Origin of the sequence: Chryseobacterium oryctis (assembly GCF_025971925.1) — a bacterium.
Classification (GTDB): Bacteria; Bacteroidota; Bacteroidia; order Flavobacteriales; family Weeksellaceae; genus Chryseobacterium; species Chryseobacterium oryctis.
Genome location: NZ_JAPDHV010000010.1, coordinates 45,361 through 70,541 on the forward strand (window position 1 = coordinate 45,361; position 25,181 = coordinate 70,541).

Annotated in this window: 21 protein-coding genes; 9 read left to right on the forward strand and 12 right to left on the reverse strand. The window is 33.9% G+C overall.

What is annotated here, in order from left to right; translation table 11 throughout:
* Positions 1–49: 49 nt before the first annotated feature.
* From carB to OH806_RS16025, 4 genes are all read right to left on the reverse strand, one after another.
* Complete coding sequence (gene carB / locus OH806_RS16010) at positions 50–3,229, reverse strand: carbamoyl-phosphate synthase large subunit (RefSeq protein ID WP_264744689.1); 3,180 nt, start codon at positions 3,227–3,229, stop codon at positions 50–52.
* A 16-nt stretch (positions 3,230–3,245) separates the two neighbouring features.
* The gene (locus tag OH806_RS16015; RefSeq protein ID WP_264744690.1) at positions 3,246–4,292 is read right to left on the reverse strand and encodes a serine hydrolase domain-containing protein; all 1,047 of its coding nucleotides are present in this window, start codon (positions 4,290–4,292) and stop codon (positions 3,246–3,248) included.
* 7 nt (positions 4,293–4,299) lie between these two features.
* Positions 4,300–5,373: a carbamoyl phosphate synthase small subunit gene (locus tag OH806_RS16020; protein ID WP_264744691.1), complete on the reverse strand. Its 1,074-nt coding sequence runs from the start codon at positions 5,371–5,373 to the stop codon at positions 4,300–4,302.
* Positions 5,374–5,462: 89 nt separating this feature from the next.
* A complete protein-coding gene (locus tag OH806_RS16025) occupies positions 5,463–6,353 on the reverse strand; it encodes an aspartate carbamoyltransferase catalytic subunit (protein WP_264744692.1) in 891 nt (296 codons plus the stop codon).
* Positions 6,354–6,599: 246 nt separating this feature from the next.
* On the opposite strand from OH806_RS16025, the gene OH806_RS16030 reads away from it, so the two are divergent.
* Positions 6,600–7,061 (forward strand): Lrp/AsnC family transcriptional regulator, encoded by a 462-nt coding sequence (locus OH806_RS16030; RefSeq protein WP_264744693.1) that lies wholly within the window; start codon positions 6,600–6,602, stop codon positions 7,059–7,061.
* 156 nt (positions 7,062–7,217) lie between these two features.
* Here the strand turns inward: OH806_RS16030 and argH are convergent, their stop codons facing one another.
* From argH to OH806_RS16070, 8 genes are all read right to left on the reverse strand, one after another.
* Positions 7,218–8,522, reverse strand: coding sequence for an argininosuccinate lyase (argH, locus tag OH806_RS16035; protein WP_264744694.1), 1,305 nt, complete (start codon positions 8,520–8,522; stop codon positions 7,218–7,220).
* A 284-nt stretch (positions 8,523–8,806) separates the two neighbouring features.
* Positions 8,807–9,889, reverse strand: coding sequence for a M20 family metallo-hydrolase (locus OH806_RS16040; protein ID WP_264744695.1), 1,083 nt, complete (start codon positions 9,887–9,889; stop codon positions 8,807–8,809).
* A complete protein-coding gene (gene argB / locus OH806_RS16045; protein WP_264744696.1) occupies positions 9,864–10,658 on the reverse strand; it encodes an acetylglutamate kinase in 795 nt (264 codons plus the stop codon). The genes OH806_RS16040 and argB overlap by 26 nt, the downstream gene beginning before the upstream one ends.
* A 7-nt stretch (positions 10,659–10,665) precedes the next feature.
* A complete protein-coding gene (locus OH806_RS16050; protein ID WP_264744697.1) occupies positions 10,666–11,628 on the reverse strand; it encodes an N-acetylornithine carbamoyltransferase in 963 nt (320 codons plus the stop codon).
* Positions 11,629–11,837: 209 nt separating this feature from the next.
* Entirely contained in the window at positions 11,838–12,977 is a 1,140-nt protein-coding gene (locus OH806_RS16055) for an aspartate aminotransferase family protein (protein WP_264744698.1), read from the reverse strand.
* 266 nt (positions 12,978–13,243) lie between these two features.
* Positions 13,244–14,206, reverse strand: coding sequence for an N-acetyl-gamma-glutamyl-phosphate reductase (gene argC, locus OH806_RS16060; RefSeq protein WP_264744699.1), 963 nt, complete (start codon positions 14,204–14,206; stop codon positions 13,244–13,246).
* Positions 14,203–15,399 carry an argininosuccinate synthase gene (locus OH806_RS16065; protein ID WP_264744700.1) on the reverse strand — a complete coding sequence of 399 codons (1,197 nt, stop codon included), beginning with the start codon at positions 15,397–15,399 and terminating at the stop codon, positions 14,203–14,205. The genes argC and OH806_RS16065 overlap by 4 nt, the downstream gene beginning before the upstream one ends.
* A complete protein-coding gene (locus tag OH806_RS16070) occupies positions 15,371–15,970 on the reverse strand; it encodes a GNAT family N-acetyltransferase (protein WP_264744701.1) in 600 nt (199 codons plus the stop codon). Before OH806_RS16070 ends, OH806_RS16065 begins: the two co-directional genes overlap by 29 nt.
* A 160-nt stretch (positions 15,971–16,130) precedes the next feature.
* Here OH806_RS16070 and OH806_RS16075 point away from each other — a divergent pair, with 160 nt between their 5' ends.
* The 8 genes from OH806_RS16075 (at position 16,131) to OH806_RS16110 (ending at position 25,162) form a co-directional block, all read left to right on the forward strand.
* A complete protein-coding gene (locus OH806_RS16075) occupies positions 16,131–16,547 on the forward strand; it encodes an IS1/IS1595 family N-terminal zinc-binding domain-containing protein (protein WP_264744702.1) in 417 nt (138 codons plus the stop codon).
* Between the two features lie 104 nt (positions 16,548–16,651).
* A complete protein-coding gene (locus OH806_RS16080) occupies positions 16,652–18,031 on the forward strand; it encodes a porin (protein WP_264744703.1) in 1,380 nt (459 codons plus the stop codon).
* A gap of 48 nt (positions 18,032–18,079) precedes the next feature.
* Positions 18,080–19,660 (forward strand): MFS transporter, encoded by a 1,581-nt coding sequence (locus tag OH806_RS16085; protein WP_264744704.1) that lies wholly within the window; start codon positions 18,080–18,082, stop codon positions 19,658–19,660.
* Positions 19,661–19,703: 43 nt separating this feature from the next.
* Entirely contained in the window at positions 19,704–19,931 is a 228-nt protein-coding gene (locus OH806_RS16090) for a DUF6814 family protein (RefSeq protein WP_264744705.1), read from the forward strand.
* Between the two features lie 62 nt (positions 19,932–19,993).
* Positions 19,994–20,188, forward strand: a complete 195-nt coding sequence (locus OH806_RS16095) for a hypothetical protein (protein ID WP_264744706.1) — start codon at positions 19,994–19,996, stop codon at positions 20,186–20,188.
* Positions 20,181–22,892, forward strand: a complete 2,712-nt coding sequence (locus OH806_RS16100; RefSeq protein ID WP_264744707.1) for an ATP-binding protein — start codon at positions 20,181–20,183, stop codon at positions 22,890–22,892. Before OH806_RS16095 ends, OH806_RS16100 begins: the two co-directional genes overlap by 8 nt.
* Entirely contained in the window at positions 22,889–23,248 is a 360-nt protein-coding gene (locus OH806_RS16105; protein WP_264744708.1) for a response regulator transcription factor, read from the forward strand. The genes OH806_RS16100 and OH806_RS16105 overlap by 4 nt, the downstream gene beginning before the upstream one ends.
* Positions 23,249–23,275: 27 nt before the next feature.
* Positions 23,276–25,162 (forward strand): AMP-binding protein, encoded by a 1,887-nt coding sequence (locus tag OH806_RS16110; protein ID WP_264744709.1) that lies wholly within the window; start codon positions 23,276–23,278, stop codon positions 25,160–25,162.
* Positions 25,163–25,181 lie beyond the last annotated feature (19 nt).

Sequence of the window (25,181 nt, forward strand, 5' to 3'; positions counted from 1 at the left end):
AAGAGACTGTTTTTTCTTACAGTCTCTTTCAATAATTCTTTAAAAGATATTACATCGTTTCCATTTTGAAACTCATACTTTCAATTACTTTTAAAATTGCTTCTACAGTATCCATTGAAGTTAAACAAGGAACTCCGTTTTCCACGCTCATTCTACGAATCTGGAAACCATCTCTTTCCGCTTGTTTTCCTTTTGTCGTAGTATTTACAACGTACTGAACTTTACCTTTCTGGATCAAATCAATCAGGTTTACATCATCCTCTCCTATTTTGTAACCAATTTTGCAAGGAATTCCTTTTTCTGCGAAGAATTTTGCCGTTCCTTCCGTTGCCCAGATTCTGAAACCAACTTCATGGAATCTTGAAGCCAAATCTGCTGCTTCCTGCTTGTGCTTATCTGCAACCGTAAATAAAATTGAACCATGCATAGGAACTTTTCTACCTGCTGCAACCAATCCTTTATAAAGAGCTTTTTCAAGTGTTGTATCTTTCCCCATTACCTCTCCTGTAGATTTCATTTCAGGACCTAAAGAAATATCTACTTTTGTCAATTTCGAGAATGAGAATACAGGAACTTTTACAAAAACACCTTCTTTATTCGGAACCAAACCGTTTTCGTATCCTAAATCTTTCAATTTTTGCCCTAAAATAGCTTTTGTTGCCAAATTTGCCATCGGAACATCTGTAATTTTAGATAAGAAAGGAACCGTTCTTGAGGAACGAGGGTTAACTTCAATTACATATACATTTCCTTCAAAAAGAACATACTGAATGTTCATTAATCCAACTACGTTTAATCCTTTTGCTAATCTCTTAGTATAATCAACTAAAATCTCAACTTCGCTTTGTGAAATATTTTGAGGAGGATAAACAGCAATTGAATCTCCCGAGTGAACTCCCGCTCTTTCAATATGCTCCATAATTCCAGGAATCACTACCGTTTCTCCGTCACAGATTGCATCAACTTCAATTTCTTTCCCCACCATATATCTATCGACCAAAACCGGGTGTTCTGGACTTGCATCTACTGCAAACTCCATATAATGAGCCAATTCACTTTCCGAGTAAACAATTTCCATTGCTCTACCTCCCAAAACATAACTTGGACGAACTAAAACAGGATATCCAATTTCGTTAGCGATTTGTATAGCTTCTTCTTTAGATGTTGAAGTTTTTCCCAAAGGTTGAGGAATTCCTAACTCCTGCAATGCTTTTTCAAATTTGTCTCTGTTCTCAGCTCTGTCAAGGTCTTCCAAAGTAGTTCCTAAAATCTGTACTCCATGAGAAGCCAGTTTATCTGCCAAGTTAATCGCAGTTTGCCCTCCAAATTGTACTACAACTCCTTTTGGTTTTTCCAATTCGATAATATTCATTACATCTTCTTCCGTTAAAGGCTCGAAGTATAATTTATCTGAAATTGAAAAATCTGTAGAAACGGTTTCCGGATTATTATTAATGATAATCGCTTCATATCCCATTTCTTTAATTGCCCAAACTGAGTGTACCGTTGCGTAATCAAACTCAACACCTTGTCCGATTCTTATAGGCCCTGAACCTAAAACAATGATTTTTTCTTTATCAGAAACTACACTTTCATTTTCTTCTTCGTAGGTTCCATAGAAATATGGTGTTTCAGATTCAAATTCCGCGGCACAAGTATCTACCATTTTGTAAACAGGCATGATTCCGTTTTCTTTTCTGAAATTGAAAACTTCACGCTCCGTTACCTCCCAGAGAACAGCGATATTGATATCAGCAAAACCTAACTTTTTAGCTTCTAAAGCAATTTCTTTATTGAATTTATTTTCAGCGATTACTTTTTCGAAATCAATTAGTTTTTTGATTTTCCAAATGAAGAATTTATCGATTTTGCTCCATTCTACAATTTGTTCCCAATCATATCCTCTTCTTAAAGCATCACCTATGATAAATAATCTTTCGTCATCACAAACTCTGATTCTTCTTTCAATTTCTTCCGCCGTTAAAGCAGCAGCTTGTTTTGTTTTTAGACCAATATGCTTAATCCCAGTTTCCAAAGAACGGATGGCTTTTTGTAAAGATTCTTCGAAATTTCTTCCGATTGCCATTACTTCTCCCGTTGCTTTCATCTGGGTTGATAATCTTCTGTCGGCAGTTTCGAATTTATCGAACGGGAATCTTGGGAATTTAGTTACCACATAATCCAAAGCTGGCTCAAAACAAGCATAGGTCTTTCCTGTCACCGGATTCATAATTTCATCAAGCGTTAATCCAACTGCAATTTTTGCTGCAATTTTTGCAATCGGATAACCTGTTGCCTTTGAAGCTAAAGCAGATGAACGAGAAACCCTTGGATTTACTTCAATAATATAATAATTAAATGAATGTGGGTCTAACGCTAATTGTACGTTACATCCACCTTCAATTCCTAAAGCTCTGATGATTTTTAGAGAAGCATTTCTCAACAACTGATACTCTCTGTCAGAAAGTGTCTGAGAAGGTGCAACAACGATTGAGTCTCCTGTATGAACTCCAACTGGATCTATATTTTCCATGTTACAAACCACAATAGCATTGTCGTTTGCATCACGCATTACTTCATATTCAATTTCTTTGAAACCTGCGATTGATTTCTCAATAAGACACTGTGTAACAGGACTATATTTCAATCCTAATTCTGCAATTTCTTTTAATTCCGTTTCGTTGGAAGCGATACCACCTCCTGTTCCACCCATTGTAAAGGCAGGACGAACAATTACGGGATAACCGATTTCTTCTGCGAAAGCAAGTGCGTCTTCTACGGTATTTACGATATCAGACTCTGGAACAGGTTCGTTTAATTCTCTCATCAATTCACGGAACAAATCTCTGTCTTCCGCTCTGTTGATTGCCGAAAGTTTAGTCCCTAAAACTTCCACTTTACATTCTTCAAGAATTCCTGATTTTTCTAATTCTACCGCCATATTAAGACCAGTTTGCCCTCCAAGAGTTGGTAAAAGTGCATCTGGACGCTCTTTTCTGATGATATGACTTACAAACTGAAGTGAAATCGGTTCGATGTAAACTTTATCTGCGATTTCAACATCTGTCATAATGGTTGCAGGATTTGAGTTAATCAAAATTACCTTATAACCTTCCTCTTTCAAAGACAAACATGCCTGTGTTCCTGCGTAATCAAATTCCGCCGCCTGACCAATAATAATAGGCCCTGAACCGATTACTAAAATTGTTTTTATGTCGTTTCTTTTCATTTTATATTTTAGAGAATTATTTAACTAAATTACTTTGCATGATAACTTTTCTAATTTCCTGCTCGAAATAATAAGCAATATCAAAATTATCTGTTGCCTGATTTTCCAATACCACTACAGAAACTTTTTCTTTAGGATAGTATAAATTAACGGCTGTAAATCCTGCCAGAGGTGAAAAACCTGTATGTCCGATTTCAAAAATTTCTGATTTATCATTAATTCTTAAACCGTATCCGTACCCTATTTCACTTTCTCCGAAAAGCGAATGTTGATTAGTAATAGAATAAGAAATCATCTTTTGGTAGCTTTCATTTTTTAAAATTTTACCATTATGTAGAAGATAATTCCATTGTGTAAGGTCTTCAGTTGTAGTAAGCAAATGACTTCCAGGAAATAAATCCTGAGAAAATGGAAATTTTTCAACTAATTTGGTTTCGTCTTTAGAAATAGCATAGCTGTTAACTATCTTATTCTGATTTTGCTGATCAGGATAAAAACTGTTTTTCATTCCATATTTTGCAAAAAGTGCAGTTACCAGCTCTCCATACCTTTTTCCTGTAGCATTTTCCAAAATTCGTCCTAAAGTTGCATATCCGATATTGGAATATTTGAACTGTGTCCCTGGCTCGAAAAGTAGGTTTTCTTTAAGTTCCCATGCATCAATTCCCGAAGAATTATTTAAAAGATGATGAACAGTCACTTTATTTGCCCAATCATATTTCATGTCTTTAAGATAAGTTTTGATTGGCTGATTGAGATTTATCGTTCCTTTTTCTACTTCTAACATCACTAAAGTTGCAGTAATCTGCTTAGCAATAGACATTGTAGAAAACTTATCATCTATTTTGAGCTTTGTTTTGTTATCAAAATTTGAGAAACCAAAAGCTTTTTTATAAATATTATTTCCATCTTTTGAAATTGCAATTGTACCGTTAAATTCTCTAGGATTTTTGACCTGAATCAAACTATCTAATTTTTGAGACAGTTGTTTATCTTCAACAACTTTTGTCGAATTGCAACTCAAAACAATGGAAGCCGTAAATATTAAAAAAAGTGGTTTCAAAATCAACTTACTTTTTAAATTTTTCCATTAATTCAATAAACTCATCGAATAAATAGTTCGCATCTTCAGGACCTGGACTTGCTTCCGGGTGATACTGAACCGAGAAACATGGATGAATTTTATGTTTCAAACCTTCGTTTGTTCTGTCATTCAATGCAATATGAGTTTCTATTAAATCCGTTGCTTTAAGACTCTCTTGGTCAACTGCATATCCGTGATTTTGAGAAGTGATTGCCACTTTATTTTTCTCTAAATCTAGTACAGGGTGATTTCCGCCTCTGTGCCCGAATTTCAGTTTAAAAGTTTTTGCTCCACAAGCTAAACCAATCAATTGATGACCTAAACAGATTCCGAAAATTGGAACTTTTCCTAAAATTCCGCGAATCATTTCAAGAGCGTGTTGGTTATCTTCTGGGTCACCAGGACCGTTTGATAACATTACTCCATCAGGATTCATCAGCAAAATTTCTTCTGCTGTTACATCCTGAGAAACTACTGTAATATCACAATTTCTCTGAGATAATTCTCTGATAATACCTAATTTAGACCCAAAGTCTACCAAAACTACTTTAAACCCTCTTCCCGGATTTGCATAAGGCGTTTTTGTAGAAACAGTTTCTACCTGATTCGTTGGAAAAGTTGTTGATTTAAGCTCTGTAACAACTGTGTTTTCATCAACATCAGCGTTTACTATTTTTCCTTTCACAACTCCCTGGTTACGAAGAATTCTTGTCAGTCTTCTCGTATCTATTCCGGAAATTCCTGAAAGATTTTTTCTTTTAAATAATTCATCTAAAGTTATTTGAGTACGGAAGTTTGAAGGTAAATCACAAACTTCTTTTACGATAAGACCTTTGATTGCCGGCTCAATACTTTCATAATCATCACGGTTAATACCATAGTTTCCGATAAGCGGATACGTCATACACACCATTTGACCGCAATATGAAGGGTCAGAAATCAGTTCCTGATATCCCGTCATTCCGGTATTGAAAACTACTTCTCCTGCAGTTTCCAAATCTGCCCCGAAACCTTCTCCATGAAACACTTCACCGGACTCCAGTATTAATTTTTTCTTCATTTTCTTTATTTAGATTTTCTTTTTTTACTTTCTATTTAATCTTTGTACAAAATCAATTTAAGATGTATAATGTACTTTACTTTTTACAATTATTTGAAGGTATATCCTGCATTTTCTAAGGCCTCTTTTAGGATAGCCATTCTTGCAAAAACACCATTCTGCATTTGTTTAAAAACTCTTGAACGCTCACATTCCACCAAACCGGTATCAATTTCTACCCCTCTATTGATAGGCGCAGGATGCATAATAATAGCTCCTTTTTTCATTGCTTTTTCCCTTTCTTTCGTCAAACCATATTTTCTATGATATTCAGAAGCAGAAAAGTTCATTTGAGCGTCATGTCTTTCGTGTTGTATCCTTAATAACATTAAAACATCAACTTCCTTAATTAATTCGTCTACAGCAAGATAAGTACCGTTAATTAAAGCTCCTTCATTAAACCATTGTTCAGGACCTGAGAAATATACCTTTGCTCCTAATCTTCTTAATGCTTCAGCATTTGAGTTGGCAACACGACTGTGCTTCACATCTCCAACAATTCCTATTTTCAAGCCTTCAAATTTTCCAAATTCTTGATAAATCGTTAATAAATCCAACATACATTGAGATGGATGATTTCCTGTTCCATCACCTCCGTTGATTACAGGAATTTTAATATTTTTTAATTCTTCAAAATATCTATCTTTCTTATCTCTGATTACAACAAGATTCACTCCTAAACTTTCCAGTGTTTTTACTGTATCATAAAGACTTTCACCTTTATTTACAGAACTATTGGAAGCATCAAAAGGAATAACCTGTAAACCTAACTTTCTTTCTGCAATATCAAAACTCGTTTTCGTTCTCGTACTGTCTTCAAAGAAAAGATTTGAACAAAAAACTTCTCCTTCAATTTTAACAGTTTTTCCGTTTGCAAAAGCCAATGCTTCTGTTACTATACTGTTGATTTTCTCGGTGGTTAGTTCTGCAATCGTAAACATAATATTTTAATTTTTTTACAAAAAAAAAGCGAAGAAAATATCTTCGCTTACTATAAATAAATATCGTAAAGGGCGCTGTCGCCCGGTAATTCTAATGATATAAATACTGTGTTATTCATTAGGCGCAAAGATATAAAAATATTGTGAATTTACAAAACCAAAGTTTCAAATAAATTAAAAAACCTTAATCTCTCTTTATTTTCATTTTTAAGTATTATTTTTGTTAAAAATCAATCTTATTTATATATGGATTTAAAGGACAAAATGATTCTCAGTATTATTCAGGAAGACTCTACATTATCTGTAAAAGAAATTTCAGAGAAAATAGGTCTTACATTTACTCCAACGTATGAACGTATCAAACATCTGGAGAAAAACGGAATAATTGAGAAATATGTTGGTCTTTTAAACCGTGAAAAACTGGGATTGAATATTGTTGTTTATTGTAATGTTCGCTTGAAAGAGCAGTCTCAAAAAGTTTTGGAGACATTTGAAAAAAACATTAAAAAACACGACGAAGTTCAGGAAATCATCAGTCTTTCTGGTGAATACGATTATATGCTAAAGATTATAGCGAAAGATATTAATTCTTATAATGACTTCGCCGTGAATGTAATTTCAAATATTCCTAATATCGGGCAATACCACAGTTCTATTGTACTTCATGAGGTTAAAAAATCAACCAAATTTAAAATTGATTTGGATTAAATTTTTATTTCCTTTATAATTTATTTATGCTTCGACTTCGCTCAGCATGACATCTCTAATACTAACTGTTTTATTAACGATTCATTTGTGACGGTGTCATGCTGAGCGAAGTCGAAGTATCTCATCAATAATCCTAAACAATTCTTTTATTTAAAATTAACCCAAGAGTTTACTTATCAATTTGTTAAACTGGTACTCAATTTTATCTAAACAAAGGTTTCCTATGCTTCCCTGATGAGTATGATTTAAATTTTCAATTTCAAAATCAAACTCGTTTTTTTCAATTTCTTGCCCTACTTTTATATAAGCATCACGGAATGAACTTCCATTTTTCACCTCTTCATTGATCTTTTCTACACTGAAAAGGTATTTATATTTTTCATCTTCCAAAATTCCGTCCTTAACCTGAATGTTTGGTAATGTATAATTCAAAATTTCAAGACATTCTTTTAACGAATCGATTGCAGGGAAAAGTATTTCCTTCGTTAATTGCATATCCCGGTGGTATCCTGAAGGAAGATTGCTCGTCAACAACATAAATTCATTTGGTAACGCCTGAATTCTGTTGCAACGCGCACGTACCAATTCAAAAATATCCGGATTTTTCTTATGAGGCATGATACTGCTTCCTGTGGTAAACTCTTTTGGAAAACTAATAAAATCAAAGTTTTGACTTAAATACAAGCAAACATCATAAGAAAATTTCCCTAAAGTCCCTGCTAAAGTTGCCATTGCCATCGAAAGCATTTTTTCAGATTTTCCGCGAGTCATTTGAGCATAAACAGAATTATAATTCATCGACTGAAAACCTAAATTATAAGTTGTACTCTCACGATTAATTGGGAAAGATGAACCGTAACCCGCAGCTGAACCTAAAGGATTTTTATTAATGATATTTTTCACCGAAAACAGCATTTCAACATCATCCAACAATGCTTCAGCATAAGCACCGAACCACAAACCAAATGATGAAGGCATTGCAATCTGAAAATGTGTATATCCCGGAAGTAAAACATGTTTGTGCTGTTCTGCCAATTTAATTAAGATTTGGAAGAAATCACTTGTTAAAGAAGCTATTTCACGGATTTCATCTAATAAATACAGTTTAATATCCAATAAAACCTGGTCGTTTCTTGAACGTGCCGTATGGATTTTTTTGCCTATGTCACCTAACTTCTCAATTAAAATCGTTTCAACCTGAGAATGGATATCTTCCGCCTGCTTGTCAATTTCGAAAGTTCCGTTTTCAATATCATTTAGAATTCCTTCCAAAACAGATAGCATCTGCTCTGATTCTTCATTGGAAATAATCCCAACTTCTGCTAACATTTTACAATGCGCCATTGAACCTTTCACGTCATACTTAGCCAAACGCTCATCAAAATCCAAGTCTTTACCTACCGTAAAATTATTAACCAATATATTGGTGGCATTATTATCTTTTTGCCATATTTTTTTCATAAAATTTCTTTTTTTATTTTTCTAATTTCTTTTGTCTTGAAACAAAAGAAACAAAAATTCAAGACTGGAAACTTTCGCTAAAAAATATTTTTATTCTCTAAAAATCCCAAAACTCGTGCGAATTGAATATTGGTTGTTCGATACAATATTTATGTCGCACTCAAACAGTGGGATTTTATTAACGTTCATAAAATTATTTTTCTTAACGCTCCATTTTCCTAGGTCGTTAATTACACTAATAGACTTCCATCATCCATCATCCATCATCCATCTTCCAATCTATACTATAAAACCTTTTCTAAAATTCGGATGTAAATTTCAATTCCTTCCTCTATTTCATTTATATATATGTATTCATCCGCAGTATGAGAACGCCTACTATCACCCGGACCAATTTTCACAGATGCACACGGAATTATTGCTTGGTCTGAAGATGTTGGCGAACCGTAAATTGTCCTGCCAATTTCTAATCCTGCCTGTACAAACGGATGTTCTTTTTCAATTTTTGAAGAATTTAACCTCAATGACCTCGCCTTTAAATCAGATTTCATTTGTGACTGAATAATTTCAAAAACCTCTCTGTTTGAATATTCATCTGTAACTCTCACATCCAGAGTGAAAGCACAAGATTCCGGAACTACATTATGCTGAACTCCCGCATGAATTCCCGATAAAGTAACTTTAACCTCCCCTAAATATTCTGAAACTTTTGGAAATTTGAAATTTAAAATATTCTGCAAATCTTCCATACATTTCACAATCGAGTTATCGTCATTAGGATGAGCAGCGTGAGAAGGAGTTCCTTTCATTTCCCCATCAATTACCAAAAGTCCTTTTTCTGCAATCGCTAAATTCATCTGCGTTGGTTCACCCACAATAGCGAGTTCTACATTTGGTAGTTGAGGAAAAAGAGCTTCAATGCCGTCAAAACCTGAAATCTCCTCCTCTGCCGTCAAAGCAATAACTAAATTATATTTTAAATCTTCTTTTTCATAAAAATGTAAAAAAACCTGCGCCATAGAAACCAAAGAGGCTCCTGCATCATTACTTCCCAAACCAAATAATTTTCCATCTTTTTCGACAGGTAAAAACGGGTCTAAAGTATAGGCTTTATTAGGTTTTACTGTGTCATGATGTGTATTTAACAAAATTGAAGGCTTGAATACATCAAAATGCTTGTTAACCGCCCAAATATTATTTTTGAAACGCTTCGTAGGAATTTGATGTTTATTAAAAAAATTCTCAATTTCTACAGAAGTATTATACTCATCTTTGCTGAAAGACGGAATTTCAATCAGTTTTTTGAGCAGCTCAACTGCGTTATTCAGTAATTCATTTTTGTTATAAACAGATTTCGGTTCCTGCATGATGGTTTTCTATATGGTTTTTTAGTTGGGTTTCTTTAATTAAGAATACTTTATTCACGTTATTTTTTACAGCTCCGAGAGCATTTTCCAGCTTGGGTAAAATTCCTTTATGTAACTTTCCTTCTTCTTTTAATATTGAAAATTCTTCTTCAGAAACAGTTTTTATCACAGATTTCGGATTATCTACATCTCCTAAAACCCCTTCTTTATCAAAGCAATACAATAATTCCACTTCATATTTTGAAGATAAGGACTGTGCGATTACCGAAGCGATTGTATCTGCATTGGTATTTAAAAGATTGCCTTTTTTGTCATGGGTAATTGCAGAAAAAACAGGAGTAAGACTAAGTTTAAGAAGTTTATTAATCAATTTTCTGTTTACGCTTTTTTCTTCAACATCTCCTACAAACCCAAAATCAATTTCCGCATTTTTTCTTTTTTTAGCTTTAATCAAATTAGCATCTGCTCCCGAAAAACCTATTGCTTTACACTTCTTTTGCTGAAGTTTTGCCACAATATTTTTATTGATTCCTCCAGCATACACCATCGCTACAATATCCAGAGTATCTTTGTCTGTAATTCTCCTTCCGTTGACCAATTTCTGTTCAATACCTAGTTTATCTGCCAAAGTTGTTGCTAATTTCCCTCCTCCATGAACCAAGATTTTCTTTTCTTTAATTTCAGAAAACTGCTCAAGAAACTGATTCAACAATTCATCATCATCAATCAAAGCACCCCCTATTTTCACAACAAAAAGCTTCTCTTTCATGATGTTTTTATTTTCCTGAATTAATTTCATCTAAAATTTCACTGAACACTGTTTGTGCAGAGAAAATTCGGTTTTTTGCCTGTTGATAAATGATAGAATTTTCTCCATCCATCACTTCATCACTCAACTCCAAATTTCTTCGAACAGGAAGACAATGCATCACTTTAGCATTATTAGTATTTTTTAATTTTTCATTCGTCAACATCCAATCTTCTTTTACTTCAGGCATTTCCGCATAATCATCAAACGAAGACCAGTTTTTCACGTAAATGAAATCAGCGTCTTTGAATGCTTCTTCCTGATTGTGAATCACTGTTGTATCTTTAGTAAAGTTTTTATCTAAATCATAACCTTCAGGATTAGTAATAACAAAATCTACATCCATTTCCTGCATCCATTCTGTAAACGAGTTTCCTACAGCATGAGCAATTGGTTTAATATGTGGCGCCCAAGTAAGAACAACTTTCGGCTTACGTTCTTCATTCCAGTTTTCTGTAATCGTGATGCAATCTGCCAAACTTTGAAGCGGGTGACGTGTTGCTGACTCCAAGGAAATAACAGGAACTTTTGCGTGTTTTTCAAATTGGCTTAAAATGCTTTCATTAACGTCATCTTCTTTATTTTTCATTCCTGCAAAGCAACGAACTGCAATGATGTCACAATATTGATTCAGAACTTCTATTGCATCTTTGATGTGTTCAACGGTATTTCCGTCCATAACAGCTCCGTCTGCAAATTCTAAATTCCAGGCTTCTTGTGCTGCATTTAAAGTCAGAACATTTAATCCTAAATTTTGAGCCGCAATCTGGCTGCTCAAACGGGTTCTCAAACTTGAATTTAAGAATACAAGTCCGATTGTTTTTCCTTTTCCTTTCTCTGTTTCGGAAAGAGGATTTTCTTTTATTTGTAAGGCTTTTTTTATGATTTGTTGTAAGTTTTCAATATCACTTACAGAAGTAAATTTTTTCATTTGGTAATTTTAATTTTTACAATGGACAAATGAAATATCCATTTCATTTTGAATTGATTTTCAGAGTTTTTTTAATCTGTATATTCTTTTCATTCCGACGAAGGAAGAATCTATTAATGATATTAAAAAGAGATTCTTCACTCCACTTCTGAACTTCGTTCGTAAACCTTCAGTTTATACTCAGAATGACAAACTGAACATTTTACAGCTTATATATTTTCTAAAACAGTTTTTAAAGCATTGATAAATAAATCAGTTTCTTCATTTTTAATATTAAGCGCTGGAAGAATCCTTAAAACTGTTTTATCATTAGAATTTCCAGTGAAAATATGATGGTCATACAATAAACTTTTCCTCACTTCAGCACAATCTCTATCTAGTTCTATCCCAATCATAAGACCTTTTCTTCGGATTGTTTTAATATGTGGAAAATCTTTAATTTCATTTTCAATATAATTGCCCATTTCACGAGCATTTTCAATAAGACTTTCATCTTTAATAACATCCAACACCGCAATTGCAGCCGCACAAGCAAGATGATTTCCACCAAAAGTGGTTCCTAATAAACCATTACTTGCCTGAAATTTCGGATGAATTAAAACTCCTCCAATCGGAAAACCATTTCCCATTCCTTTAGCTGTTGTGATGATATCCGGTTCAATTCCGAATTCCTGATGTGCAAAGAAATATCCGCTTCTTCCGTAACCGGATTGTACTTCATCCAAAATCAAAACTGCATCATATTTCTCACACAATTCTTTGATTTTAGTTAAAAAATCAACTGTTGGAATCATAATTCCACCCACACCCTGAATTCCTTCTATAATGACGGATGAAATTTCAGCTCCGTGAGCTTTAAAAACTTCTTCAAGCTGTTCGATATTATTCCATTCGGACTTAATAAATCTTTCATCATAATTTACCGGAGCTACAATTTTCGGATTATCTGTCACCGAAACTGCGGCTGAAGTTCTTCCATGAAATGAACCTGAGAAATATACAACTTTGCTTTTCCCGTTATGAAAAGAAGCCAATTTTAAAGCATTTTCATTTGCTTCCGCACCAGAATTACATAAAAACAGATTATACTCTTGTAAACCAGAAAGTTCACCTAACTTTTCAGCTAATTCTGTCTGCAAGGAATTTTGAACGGAATTTGAGTAAAAAGATATTTTATCTAATTGTTCTTTAAGTTTGTTTTGATAATACGGATGATTGTGACCAATAGAAATCACCGCGTGACCTCCATAAAAATCGAGATATTTTTCTCCTTTTTCGTCCCAAAGAAATGAACCTTGAGCTTTAATTGGATTTATGTTGAATAATGGGTATACGTTGAATAAATTCATTTTTTTGTTTTTTTATATTTTTCTTTTGTCTTAAAACAAAAGAAACAAAAGTTCAAGACTGGAAACTTCCGTTAAAAATTTAAATTGAATCCTAAAATTCCCAAAACTCGCACGAATTGAGGATTTGTTCTTCGATTGAAATTTTGCCTCGTGCTCAAACAGTGGGAATTTCTTAACGGATTAAATATAAATTTTCTTAACACTCCATTTTCCTAGGTCAGTTTAATTAGAGTTTTTAAAATTAAAAATTGACTTTTAAGTTCTTTTTAAAATGCAATCGGTTTTAAGTTTAAACCCAAGTTTTCTTCCCAACCCATTGCAATGTTCATATTTTGAACAGCCTGTCCGGATGCTCCTTTCAACAAATTGTCAATCGCTGAGTGAATCACGGCAACATTTCCACTCTTTTCAATTTGGATCACACAGCGATTGGTATTGACAACCTGTTTTAAATCAATAGGTTTTTCACTTATCTTTGCAAAAGGTTCATCTGCATAAAAATCTTTATACAATTGCTCAATGTCTGAAAGTTCTAAATCCGTTTTCACTGTGGAACTTGTAAAAATTCCTCTCGCAAAATCACCTCTCCATGGAATAAAATTTAGACTGATTTCATTATTGTTAAAAGAAACCAATTGCTGTAAAATCTCTTCTACATGCTGATGTTTCAAAGTTTTATATGCCGAAATATTATCATTCCTCCAAGTAAAATGCGTGGTTGATTGTAAAGACTGACCTGCACCTGTAGAACCTGTAATTCCTGTTGTATAAACCTCATTCAGCAACCCTTTTTGAGCTAAAGGAAGCAAAGCGAGTTGAATTGAAGTTGCAAAACACCCAGGATTCGCAATACTTTTAGATCCTGAAAGTTGCTTTTTGTTGATTTCAGGCAATCCGTAGATAAAATTTCTGCTTCCGAAATTTCCATTTAAACGGAAATCGTTTCCTAAATCAATGATTAACGTTTCATCTTTTACAGGATTCTGATTCAACCAATTTTCACTTTCTTTATGCGGAAGACACAAAAAAAGAATGTCTACATCTTCAGGTTGATCCGTTAAAACCACATCACAAACCGTCGTCAAATCCGGGTACAAGTCTGAAATTTTTGTTCCCGAATTCGAACGACTATATAAAAAACTCAATATAACCTTGGGATGAAAGGCCAACAAACGCACCAATTCGCTTCCTGTGTAACCGTTTGCTCCTACAATTCCTACCTTCTTCATCCTTCTACCTTATTAATCTGATGATATATATTTAAAGAGTTGCTTACGATTTTTGTGTATCCTTTTACATCTTCTCCCGTCCAGGCTCTGTTTGCTTCACCATAACTTCCAAATTTATCAGACATTAAATCGTGCTTGGATTCAATTCCATTTAAAATAAATCGGTAAGGATGAAGAGTTATAAAAACTTTTCCGCTCACTGTTTTTTGAGAATCAATCAAGAAATATTCAATATTTCTCATTACCGGGTCTAAGAAAAGTGCTTCGTGAAGCCAGTTTCCGTACCAATCTGATAATTGAGATTTCATCATTTGCTGATATTTTGAAAGCGTATGTTTTTCCAATAAATGATGTGCTTTGATGATTACAGAAGCTGCTGCAGCTTCAAAACCTACTCTTCCTTTAATTCCAACAATTGTATCTCCAACGTGAATATCACGACCAATTCCGTAAACCGAAGCTAATTTTTCTATTTTTTGAATAGCATAAACAGGATGTTCAAAATTTCCCCCATTCACCGCAACAATTTCTCCTTCTTTAAATTCTATTTCCAATTCTGAAGGTTCTGTTTTTTCAACTTGTGAAGGAAAGGCTTCTTCAGGAAGATAATTTCTTGAAGTCAGAGTTTCTTTTCCACCTACCGAAGTTCCCCACAATCCTTTATTTACAGAATATTGAGCTTTCTGAAATTCCATTTCATAACCATGATTTTTCAAAAATTCGATTTCTTCTTCACGAGAAAGAGTCATATCGCGAATCGGCGTAATGATTTCAACATTCGGACACATTACCTGAAAAATCAGATCAAAACGAACCTGGTCATTTCCGGCTCCAGTACTTCCGTGTGCGATAGCATCCGCATTAATTTCAATAGCATATTTAGCAATTTCCTGCGCCTGAATCGTACGTTCAGCACTTACTGACAACGGATAAGTGTTATTTTTCAAAACATTTCCGAAAATCAGATATTTTACACAAGAATTATAATAATCTTCCTGAGCATCAACACACCTGTATTCTTTAACACCAAGATTCAAGGCTTTTTTCTCCAACTCTTTTTCTTCTTCTTTAGAAAAACCTCCGGTGTTTACAGTTACCGCATAAACATCATATCCTAATATTTCACTAAGATATTTAGCACAATAAGAAGTATCTAATCCTCCACTAAACGCTAAGATGACTTTCTTTTTCATTATTATATTGATTTTCAGGTTGATTATTTACAACACTATTTGTTTTATTGTTTTCAGGATCGAAAAGCATTGCAGTACAAAGACAATTTTTACGTTCCTTTTTCATTAAAATTTCATAATTCACACAGTTTTTACAACCATTCCAAAATTCTTCATCCTGCGTAAGTTCTGAGTAAATAACTGGCTTGTAACCTAGATCACTGTTAATTTTCATCACAGCTAGACCTGTTGTAAGTCCAAAAACTTTTGCATTCGGAAATTTTTCTCTAGATAATTGGAAAACCCTATTTTTTATTAAAGTAGCAACTCCCCTGTTCCTGAATTTCGGAGAAACTATAAGTCCTGAGTTAGCTACAAACTTGCCATGTGACCAGGTTTCTATATAGCAGAAACCCACCCATTCGCTATTTTCAGTGGCAATCACAGCATTGCCTTCCGAAATCTTTTTACTCAAGTATTCTATAGAACGTTTTGCAATCCCCGTTCCTCTACGCTGTGCAGAATCATACATTTCCTGCTGTATTTCACTCACATACATCAAATGTATGGATGAGGAAATTTCTATTTCCATTTATTTATCTAAATTTTTTGGCAAATTTAAAATATAATAACTTTATAATCCAAATTAAAAAGATATTTTTTTTGTTTAAATAAAATTAACAGGTAAAATTATCTTTATTGAAAATTATATATTTGCTAAATTATTATATATTTGCTAAAAAGATATAGTTATGGAAAATAACTGTCCTAAATGCAATGGTAATAAAATTGTAAAAAGTGGGATAATCAACAATAAACAAAGATTTCACTGCAAAGATTGCAACTACTATTTTACAGTTAAAAAGTTAGGAAAACAAATCGATGATTACTATGTAACTAAAGCCCTCCAACTCTATCTTGAAGGTCTAAGCTATCGTGAAATAGAAAGAATTTTAGGCGTTTCTCATGTAACCATAAGTTCATGGATAAAAAAATACAATATAGTAAGACCTCCTCATTCAGAATTCCATCCTGTATACAAAATATTGAAACAAAATGAGTTAATAGACTATATTTCCCATGAAGAAAACATTAAAGATTCAGGTATAATTATTACTCAATTTGCCGACAAATACATGCTTATAAAATGGGAACGTTTTAAAAAGTAAAGACAAAACTATATATTAACCAATAATATATATTAAATTTCCTTAAACAAATTATTAATTACAACTTGGTATTCACAAAAAATAATACCAAAAATTGATAATTTATGAAGAAATTACTCACTTTTATTGGATTAGCCTTAATAAGCAATTCTCTATACTCACAAGGCTCACCTGATTATGGGAGCGGACTGAAATTAAACCTCAATCAGCAAGGTGATAAATACGTCAGATTTATCTTATGGGATCAATTTTGGTTAAGAAACACCGAAATGAATCCCGGAAGTATGGTAGGAGGAGAAGCAACAAACAATTCCTGGAACGTAGGAAACAGAAGACTTCGCGCTCTTGCTTATGCTCAAATTACCAAAAGATACATGATTCTAGCCCATTTTGGGATAAACAATCAAACATTCCTCAATGGTGGAGCAAACGGAACATCTGGAACTGGCGGTTATGGAAATGGTAAGAAGCCACAAATGTTTTTCCATGATGCATGGAACGAATATGCAGTTCTTATGCCTGGAGAAGCAGGAAAATTCAGTTTAACTTTAGGAGCTGGACTTCACTATTACATGGGATTATCTCGTATGACAATGGCATCAACTCTTAATTTCCTTACTGTAGATTCTCCTATTTTTTCATGGCCTTTGATTGACAATTCAGATCAATTTGGAAGACAATTAGGATTTTTCGCAAAAGGAAAATACGGAAAACTGGAATATCGTTTAAGCTTAAACAAACCTTTTGCAACAGATTTAACACCTGCAAACACAACAGATCCGGCGAGAGCCGTGGCGGTTGACAACAACGGAAATCCAAAATTCTCAAAAGCAGGATATTTTGAATATCAATTCCTTGACGAAGAAGCAAACACACTTCCTTTCAAAGTAGGATCTTATCTTGGAACAAAAAAAGTTTTCAATGTAGGAGCTGGTTTTTATCATCAAGCAGATGGAACGAAAACTTCAGTTAATTCAAATATAGAAAAACACGATATTACCCTTTTTGCAGTTGACGCATTTGCTGACATTCCTTTGGGAGATGCTAAAAATAAAATGGCAGTTTCAGCTTATGCAGGTTATTACAATTATAATTTCGGACCCAATTATGTTAGAAATCTAGGAACTATGAATATCGCATCACCCGACCCTAACTTTGCAGGAGACAAAGCAATTGCAGGAGCAGGAAATTTACAACCCATGATTGGAACCGGAAATGTGATTTATGCACAAGCAGGTTTATTATTACCCAGCCAAGCAGAAAAACCAAAAGTAAGAATTCAGCCGTTTGCAGCGTACACCCGAAAAAGTTTTGAAGCATTCGACAAACCTTCTTCACAATTCGATGTCGGAGCTAACTGGTTTATAGATGGTCATCACGCAAAAATTACAACACAATACTCCACAAGACCAGTTTATACCAATCCTACAGAAGCTCCAAAATCTAAAGGAGAGTTCATCGTTCAATTCCAGATTTATCTATAAAACATAGAAAAAATTAAAACCAATTTCTAACTAACAAATTCAAATAATATGAGCGAAAAGCATCACGACGCCTACGAAAATATGACCGAAAAGCAAAAAAATCGCACTATTTGGAGCGTAATTACGGCATCATCACTTGGTACTTTAATAGAATGGTATGACTTCTATATTTTTGGAAGTTTAGCCATTGTTTTAGCAACAAAATTCTTTCCCGCAGACAATCCTACAGCAGCATTTTTATCTACTTTGGCTACTTTTGCGGCAGGATTTGTGGTAAGACCTTTTGGAGCTTTATTTTTCGGAAGATTAGGAGATATCATCGGAAGAAAATACACTTTCTTGGTTACTTTATTAATCATGGGATTCTCTACTTTCCTTATCGGATGTATTCCAAGTTATGAAACCATCGGTTTTATGGCTCCCGTTTTAGTTTTAATTTTAAGACTATTACAAGGTTTAGCTCTTGGAGGGGAATATGGAGGCGCCGCAACATACGTGGCAGAATACGCACAACCTCACAGAAGAGGTTACTGGACTTCATGGATTCAGACTACTGCAACAGCAGGTCTTTTCATCTCTTTAATTGTAATTTTAGTAACTAAAACTTCACTTTCTGCAGATGAATTTGACAATTGGGGATGGAGAGTTCCGTTCTGGATTTCTATTTTGATGGTTGGTGTATCTTATGTTATCAGAAAAAACATGAAAGAATCTCCCCTTTTTGCCAAGGCTAAAAGCGAAGGTAAAACCTCTAAGAATCCTTTAAAAGAAAGCTTCGGAAATAAATATAATTTCAAGTTTGTATTATTGGCTTTATTCGGAGCCGCAATGGGACAAGGGGTAATCTGGTACACCGGACAGTTCTACGCGATGAGTTTCTTGCAAAAAGTAATGAATGTAGAATCTGCACAGGTAGATTCACTGATGGCAACGGCTTTATTTTTAGGAACACCTTTCTTCGTATTTTTTGGTTGGCTTTCTGATAAAATCGGTAGAAAAGCAGTAATGATGACAGGTATGCTAGTTGCAATCTTGGCTTACAGACCTATTTACGACAGCATGTTCAAAAGTATAAACCTTGAAAATAAAATTGTTGCAACCAACGGAATTACAGAAAAAAGAACCGCAAAAATTCATGATAAAGTAGCAACAGATAGCTTAATCACTTTCCATAAGGAGACAGTTTATACTGATGGAACATTAATTAAAAAAGACAGCACCGTTCATTGGTCACCCAACGGAGTTGTAATGAAAGACGGAAAAGCTGAAGAACCAAAAATCTACCAAAGCGTAAAATTAGCCGATAATACAAAATGGTACTTAATATTCTTGGTATTCATTCAGGTAATTTTTGTAACGATGGTTTACGGTCCAATTGCCGCATTCTTGGTAGAAATGTTCCCTGTGAGAATCCGCTATACATCAATGTCTTTACCTTACCACATTGGAAACGGCGTATTTGGAGGTTTACTTCCGGCTGTTGCAACGTATTTGGTAACAACGGGAAAAGAAGCAGGACATGCAACCTGGTACCTTGAGGGACTTTGGTATCCGATTGGAGTTGCCGCAGTCTGTTTACTGATCGGATTATTTTATCTTAAAAATAAGAACAATAATATTCACGATTAAGCACTGAATCAGTCAATTTTTTATTAATTTTAAAACTACTAAAATGAACGGACTAAAAAAAATATTAGGTATTCTTTGGATAGCAATAGCTCTAGTTGTAGGATATTTCGGAATTACCGTAATGGGAATCCCTAAAATAACTTCAGGAAAGCAGGAGGATTTGGTATTCGGAATCATTATTCTATTTGTATTAATGCCAATTATCTCTGGCGGAATGGCAATTTTCGGATATTATTCTTTGAAAGGCGAATATTCTGACGATAAAGTTTAAACAAAATAAGTTGGTGATAATTGGCGGATAAAACCTGTCCGTCAATTATCTTTTTAAGTATCATGAAAAAAAGACACGAACAAAAATTAATTATTCTAAGCATTGGGCTTTTACTAGCTTTCAGTATCCCTATCTCATTGTTGTTTAATGATGAAAAGGAGATTTTTGGGTATCCTATGATTTTGATTTACATTTTCGCTGTCTGGATGGTTTCCATCATTATATCTTTTGCAATCGTAAAAAAATATGATGAGTAGTTTTGCGTTATTTACAGTAGTATTATTTTATCTGGCACTTTTGTTCTTAGTTGCTCATTTGGCGGAGAAGAAAAAGAGTAAGCTATGGATAAATAATCCTTATATATATGCTTTATCTTTAGCTGTGTATTGTACAGCCTGGACATATTACGGAAGTATTGGCGTTGCCGCGACCAGTGGACTAAACTATCTTCCGATTTACATTGGTCCTATCATCATTATTCCAGCCTGGATTTATATCAACACCCGAATTGTACGGATTTCAAGAGTTAATAAAATCAGTAGTTTAGCCGATTTCATCTCATTACGATACGGAAACAGCAGAAGTTTAAGTGCCATTATTACCATTGTATGTCTATTAGCCATTGTTCCTTATATTGGACTACAGATAAAAGCTATTTCAGAAACATTCCATCTTGTTACAGAAACTTCAAGTTCAAAAAATATTTTAACTGATAACGCAACATTTGTTGTAGTATTAATCGCCTTATTTTCTTCCTATTACGGAACAAGATATGTTGATGCTTCAGAAAAACGCTTGGGAATTATTTCTGCTATTGCATTGGAAAGTTTTTTAAAACTATTTTTCATTATCATTTTAGGATTGTTTGTCATTTATTTTGTTTTTGACGGATTTTCAGACATTTATGAAAAGGCAAGCAAATTTGAAGATTTCAAACAAAAAAACACCTTCAACGGAATCGAAGGAGCTTTGAATTGGATGATTTTGTGTATGATTTCAGCTACAGCAATATGTATTCTTCCCAGACAATTTCATACTGCAATCGTAGAAAACAGACAGGAAAAACACATCAAAACTGCCATTTGGTTTTTCCCGCTTTATTTATTGATTTTCACGGTATTTATCTTTCCTATTGCTTGGGGAGGAAGACTTATTTTCAATGGTCAGAATGTAAATCCTGAGTTCTACTCTATTTTGATTCCGCAGTATTTTAACAACACATTGATTACAGTTTTAGTTTTCTTGGGAGGCTTAAGTTCATGTATTTCAATGATTATTATTTCCGCAATTACTTTATCAATAATGCTTTCCAACAACCTTATCATTCCTTACGGACTATTAGGAAAGTTTAAATCTGAGAATGAAGTTCAAAATACTCGAAATATAACCAACATCAGAAAATTCAGCATTTTCGCTTTAATTATCATGGCGTTTGTTTTTTATAAATATTTCATATTAAAAACATCGCTGGATTCCGTTGGTTTAATTTCTTTCACTGTAATTGCACAATTAGCACCTGCTTTTTTTGGAGCAATTTTCTGGAGAAGAGGAAGTTACAAAGGTGCAGTTATGGGACTTTTGGCAGGATTAATTATTTGTTATTTCGGATTAATTATTCCTCAATATTATTTTTCTTATAATCAGGAATTCAAAGGTGTTTTGAGAGATGTTTACAATATGTTTGGCTTTTTTTCAATTCCTTACTTAGAAAGAATTCCTCAAATTTTCTTTTGGTCTCTCTTGGTTAATACAGGATTATTCAGCATTATTTCTGTAAGCATCAAAGGAAACTATCGTGAAAGGAACTTCGCGGAACTGTATGTTGATATAGATAAATATATTCAGAATCATGAAGATGCTTTCATTTGGAGAGGAACAGCCTACGTTTCGGATATTAAAAATATTCTGGAACGTTTTTTAGGCAAAGAAAAAACCGAACAAGCCCTAAGAATTTTCAATCTAAAATATAACATTGAGTCTAATGCAGAAACTGCTGATTCAAGATTCATCAAATTCTCAGAAAACCTTTTGGCAGGAAGAATAGGAACAGCTTCCGCAAAAATTTTAATTGAAGGAGTTACAAAAGAAGATAAAATTTCTTTAAAAGAAGTTCTAAACATTCTGGAAGAATCCAAAGAGAATATTACACTCAATAAAAAGCTTACAGAACAATCTGAAGAATTAAAACAGCTTTCAGATGATTTGAGAAATGCAAATGAAAGTTTAATCATTAAAGACCGTCAAAAAGATGATTTTCTTGACTCTGTTGCCCATGAATTAAGGACTCCTATCACAGCAATTCGTTCAGCGGGAGAAATTCTGGCGGACGATGACGATATTCCTTCAGAAATAAAAAAAGAATTTTTAAATAATATTATTACAGAATCAGACAGATTAAGCGAAATCATCAACGATATCCTTTATCTCGATAAATTGGAACATGGTCAGATCGCTCTTAATATCCAGCAAAATAATATTATTGAAACCTACAAAAAGGCATTAAACCCTTTATTACATCTGATTCAGCAGAAAAATATCCATTTAAGTGAAGTAAATCTCCTGAATAAGTTCTTTTTCAATTATGATGAAGCAAGAATGATTCAGTTATTTCAAAATATTTTAGGAAATGCTTTGAAATTTACAGACGAACAAGGAACAATACAAACTAAGTTATTAGAAAAAGAAAATCAGTTAATTATTACCATATTCAATACAGGAAAACACATTCCTGAAGAAGATTTAGAAATGATTTTTGATAAATTTTATCAATCAAGAAATCAAAATATTTTAAAACCTACAGGAAGCGGACTTGGGTTAGCCATTTCAAAGAAAATCGTTCAGGCTCAGGGCGGAACCATAAAAGCTGAAAACAGCGGACTTGGCGTAACATTCACCATATCCCTTCCATCAAATATAAAAGAGATAAAAAATGAAGTTGAACAAAATCAAAACACATTATGAAAAAGATAATCATTGCAGATGACGAACACAAAATTTTAATGTCGTTGGAATATAGTTTTAAAAAAAACGGATATGACGTTTATATAGCAAGAGACGGAACAGAAGTTTTGGAATTCTTAAAAACAATGATTCCGGATGTGATTTTACTGGATATTATGATGCCCAATCTTGACGGTTACAGCACATTAAATATTATTAAGCAGGACGAAAAACTAAAAGATACCAAAGTAATTTTCCTCAGTGCGAAAAACAACCCGAAAGACATAGAAAAAGGCTTGGAAATGGGGGCGAACGCTTATGTCACCAAACCTTATTCAATAAAAAAATTAATACAACAAATTGAAGATTTATTTTAAAACAAATAAAAAGTAAAACTGATTGACATGAATGCAGAAACGTTATTTAAAAGAAGTATAGAAGACAAAGAAAGCTTTTGGCAAGAACAAGCCAAAGAAATAAAATGGTTCGATTTTCCTACCAAAATCACATCTTTGGACAAAAACAATTACAACCAGTGGTTTGAGGATGGAAAACTAAATATGTGTTATTTATGCATCGATAAACATATCGAAGATGGTTTCGGTGAGCAATCAGCAATTATTTATGATTCTCCTGTTACCAACCAGAAAAAGACATATACTTTTAACGAAGCACAACAGGAAATTTCAAAATTCGCGGGAGGTTTAACTTCTTTAGGATTAAAGAAAGGCGATACTGCTGTTATTTATATGCCCATGATTCCGCAAACCCTTTTTGCCATGTTGGCTTGTGCGAGAATCGGAGTTATTCACAACGTAGTTTTCGGTGGTTTTGCTCCTCATGAACTGGTTGTAAGGATAGATGACTGTAAACCTAAAGCATTAATCACAGCAACCGCAGGAGTTGAGATTGCAAAAAGAATTCCTTATTTGCCATTGGTTGAAAAAGCTATTGAATTAGCGCAGGATAAAGTAGATAACATTATCGTTTACAACAGAAAATTAGTTGACAATCAACATGAAATGTTTGAAGGGTTAATTGATTACGAAGAACTTGTTCAGCAATCAGAACCAGCAGATTGTATTTCCGTTGAGTCCACTCATCCACTCTATTTATTATACACTTCAGGAACTACAGGAAAACCAAAAGGCATAAAACGAGACACAGGAGGTTACGCTACCGCCTTAAAATTCTCCATGAAATACATTTACGGAGTTTCCGAAGGTGAAACCTATTGGGCAGCATCAGATTTTGGATGGGCAGTTGGGCACAGTTACTCTGTTTACGGACCATTAATCAACAGAAACACAACCATTATTTTTGAAGGAAAACCCATTATGACTCCAGATGCAGGAACTTTCTGGAGAGTAATTTCAGAACACAAAGTTTCCGTAATGTTTACTGCACCCACAGCCATAAGAGCCATTAAAAAAGAAGATCCGAATGGAGAACTAGTAAAAAAATACGACTTAAGCCATTTCAAAAAACAGTTTTTGGCAGGAGAAAGATGTGATGTTGCTACACTTGATTGGTTCGCAGAACACGTTGGAGTTCCTGCAATAGATCATTGGTGGCAGACAGAATCTGGTTGGCCAATGTTAGGCTTAATGACTTTTGATGACAATTACAAAATAAAAAGAGCATCCGCTGGAAAACCAATTCCAGGATATGATATTAAAATTTTTGATGAAAACGGCTACGAATTAGACCCTCATCATGAAGGTTATTTAGCTATAAAACTTCCCCTTCCTCCGGGAGCCTTGCTCGGAATCTGGAATGATAATGAACGTTTTGAGAAAAGCTATTTATCACAATACAAAGGATATTATTTTTCCGGAGACGGAGCAATAAAAGACGAAGACGGTTATATTTTCATCACGGGTCGTGTGGATGATGTCATCAATGTAGCAGGACATCGTTTATCAACTTCCGAAATGGAAGAAGTCGTTTCCTCACACCCCGATGTTGCAGAATGTGCAGTTGTAGGAATAGATGATGACTTAAAAGGTCAGATTCCTTTTGCTACAGTAGTTTTAAAAAACGGAGCAACAATTTCAGAAGAAGAGGTAGAAAAAGAAATTGTAAAAACTGTTCGTGAAAAAATCGGTGCAGTTGCTTGTCTTAAAAATGTAATGACTGTAAAACGTCTTCCTAAAACACGTTCCGGAAAGATTTTAAGAAAACTCATCAGAACACTATTAGATGGTAAAGAATTTCAGATTCCGTCGACAATTGATGATGAAAAAATCATTGAAGAAATACAAGAAAAATATAAACAATATGCAGGTTAGTTCTGAATATACATTACTA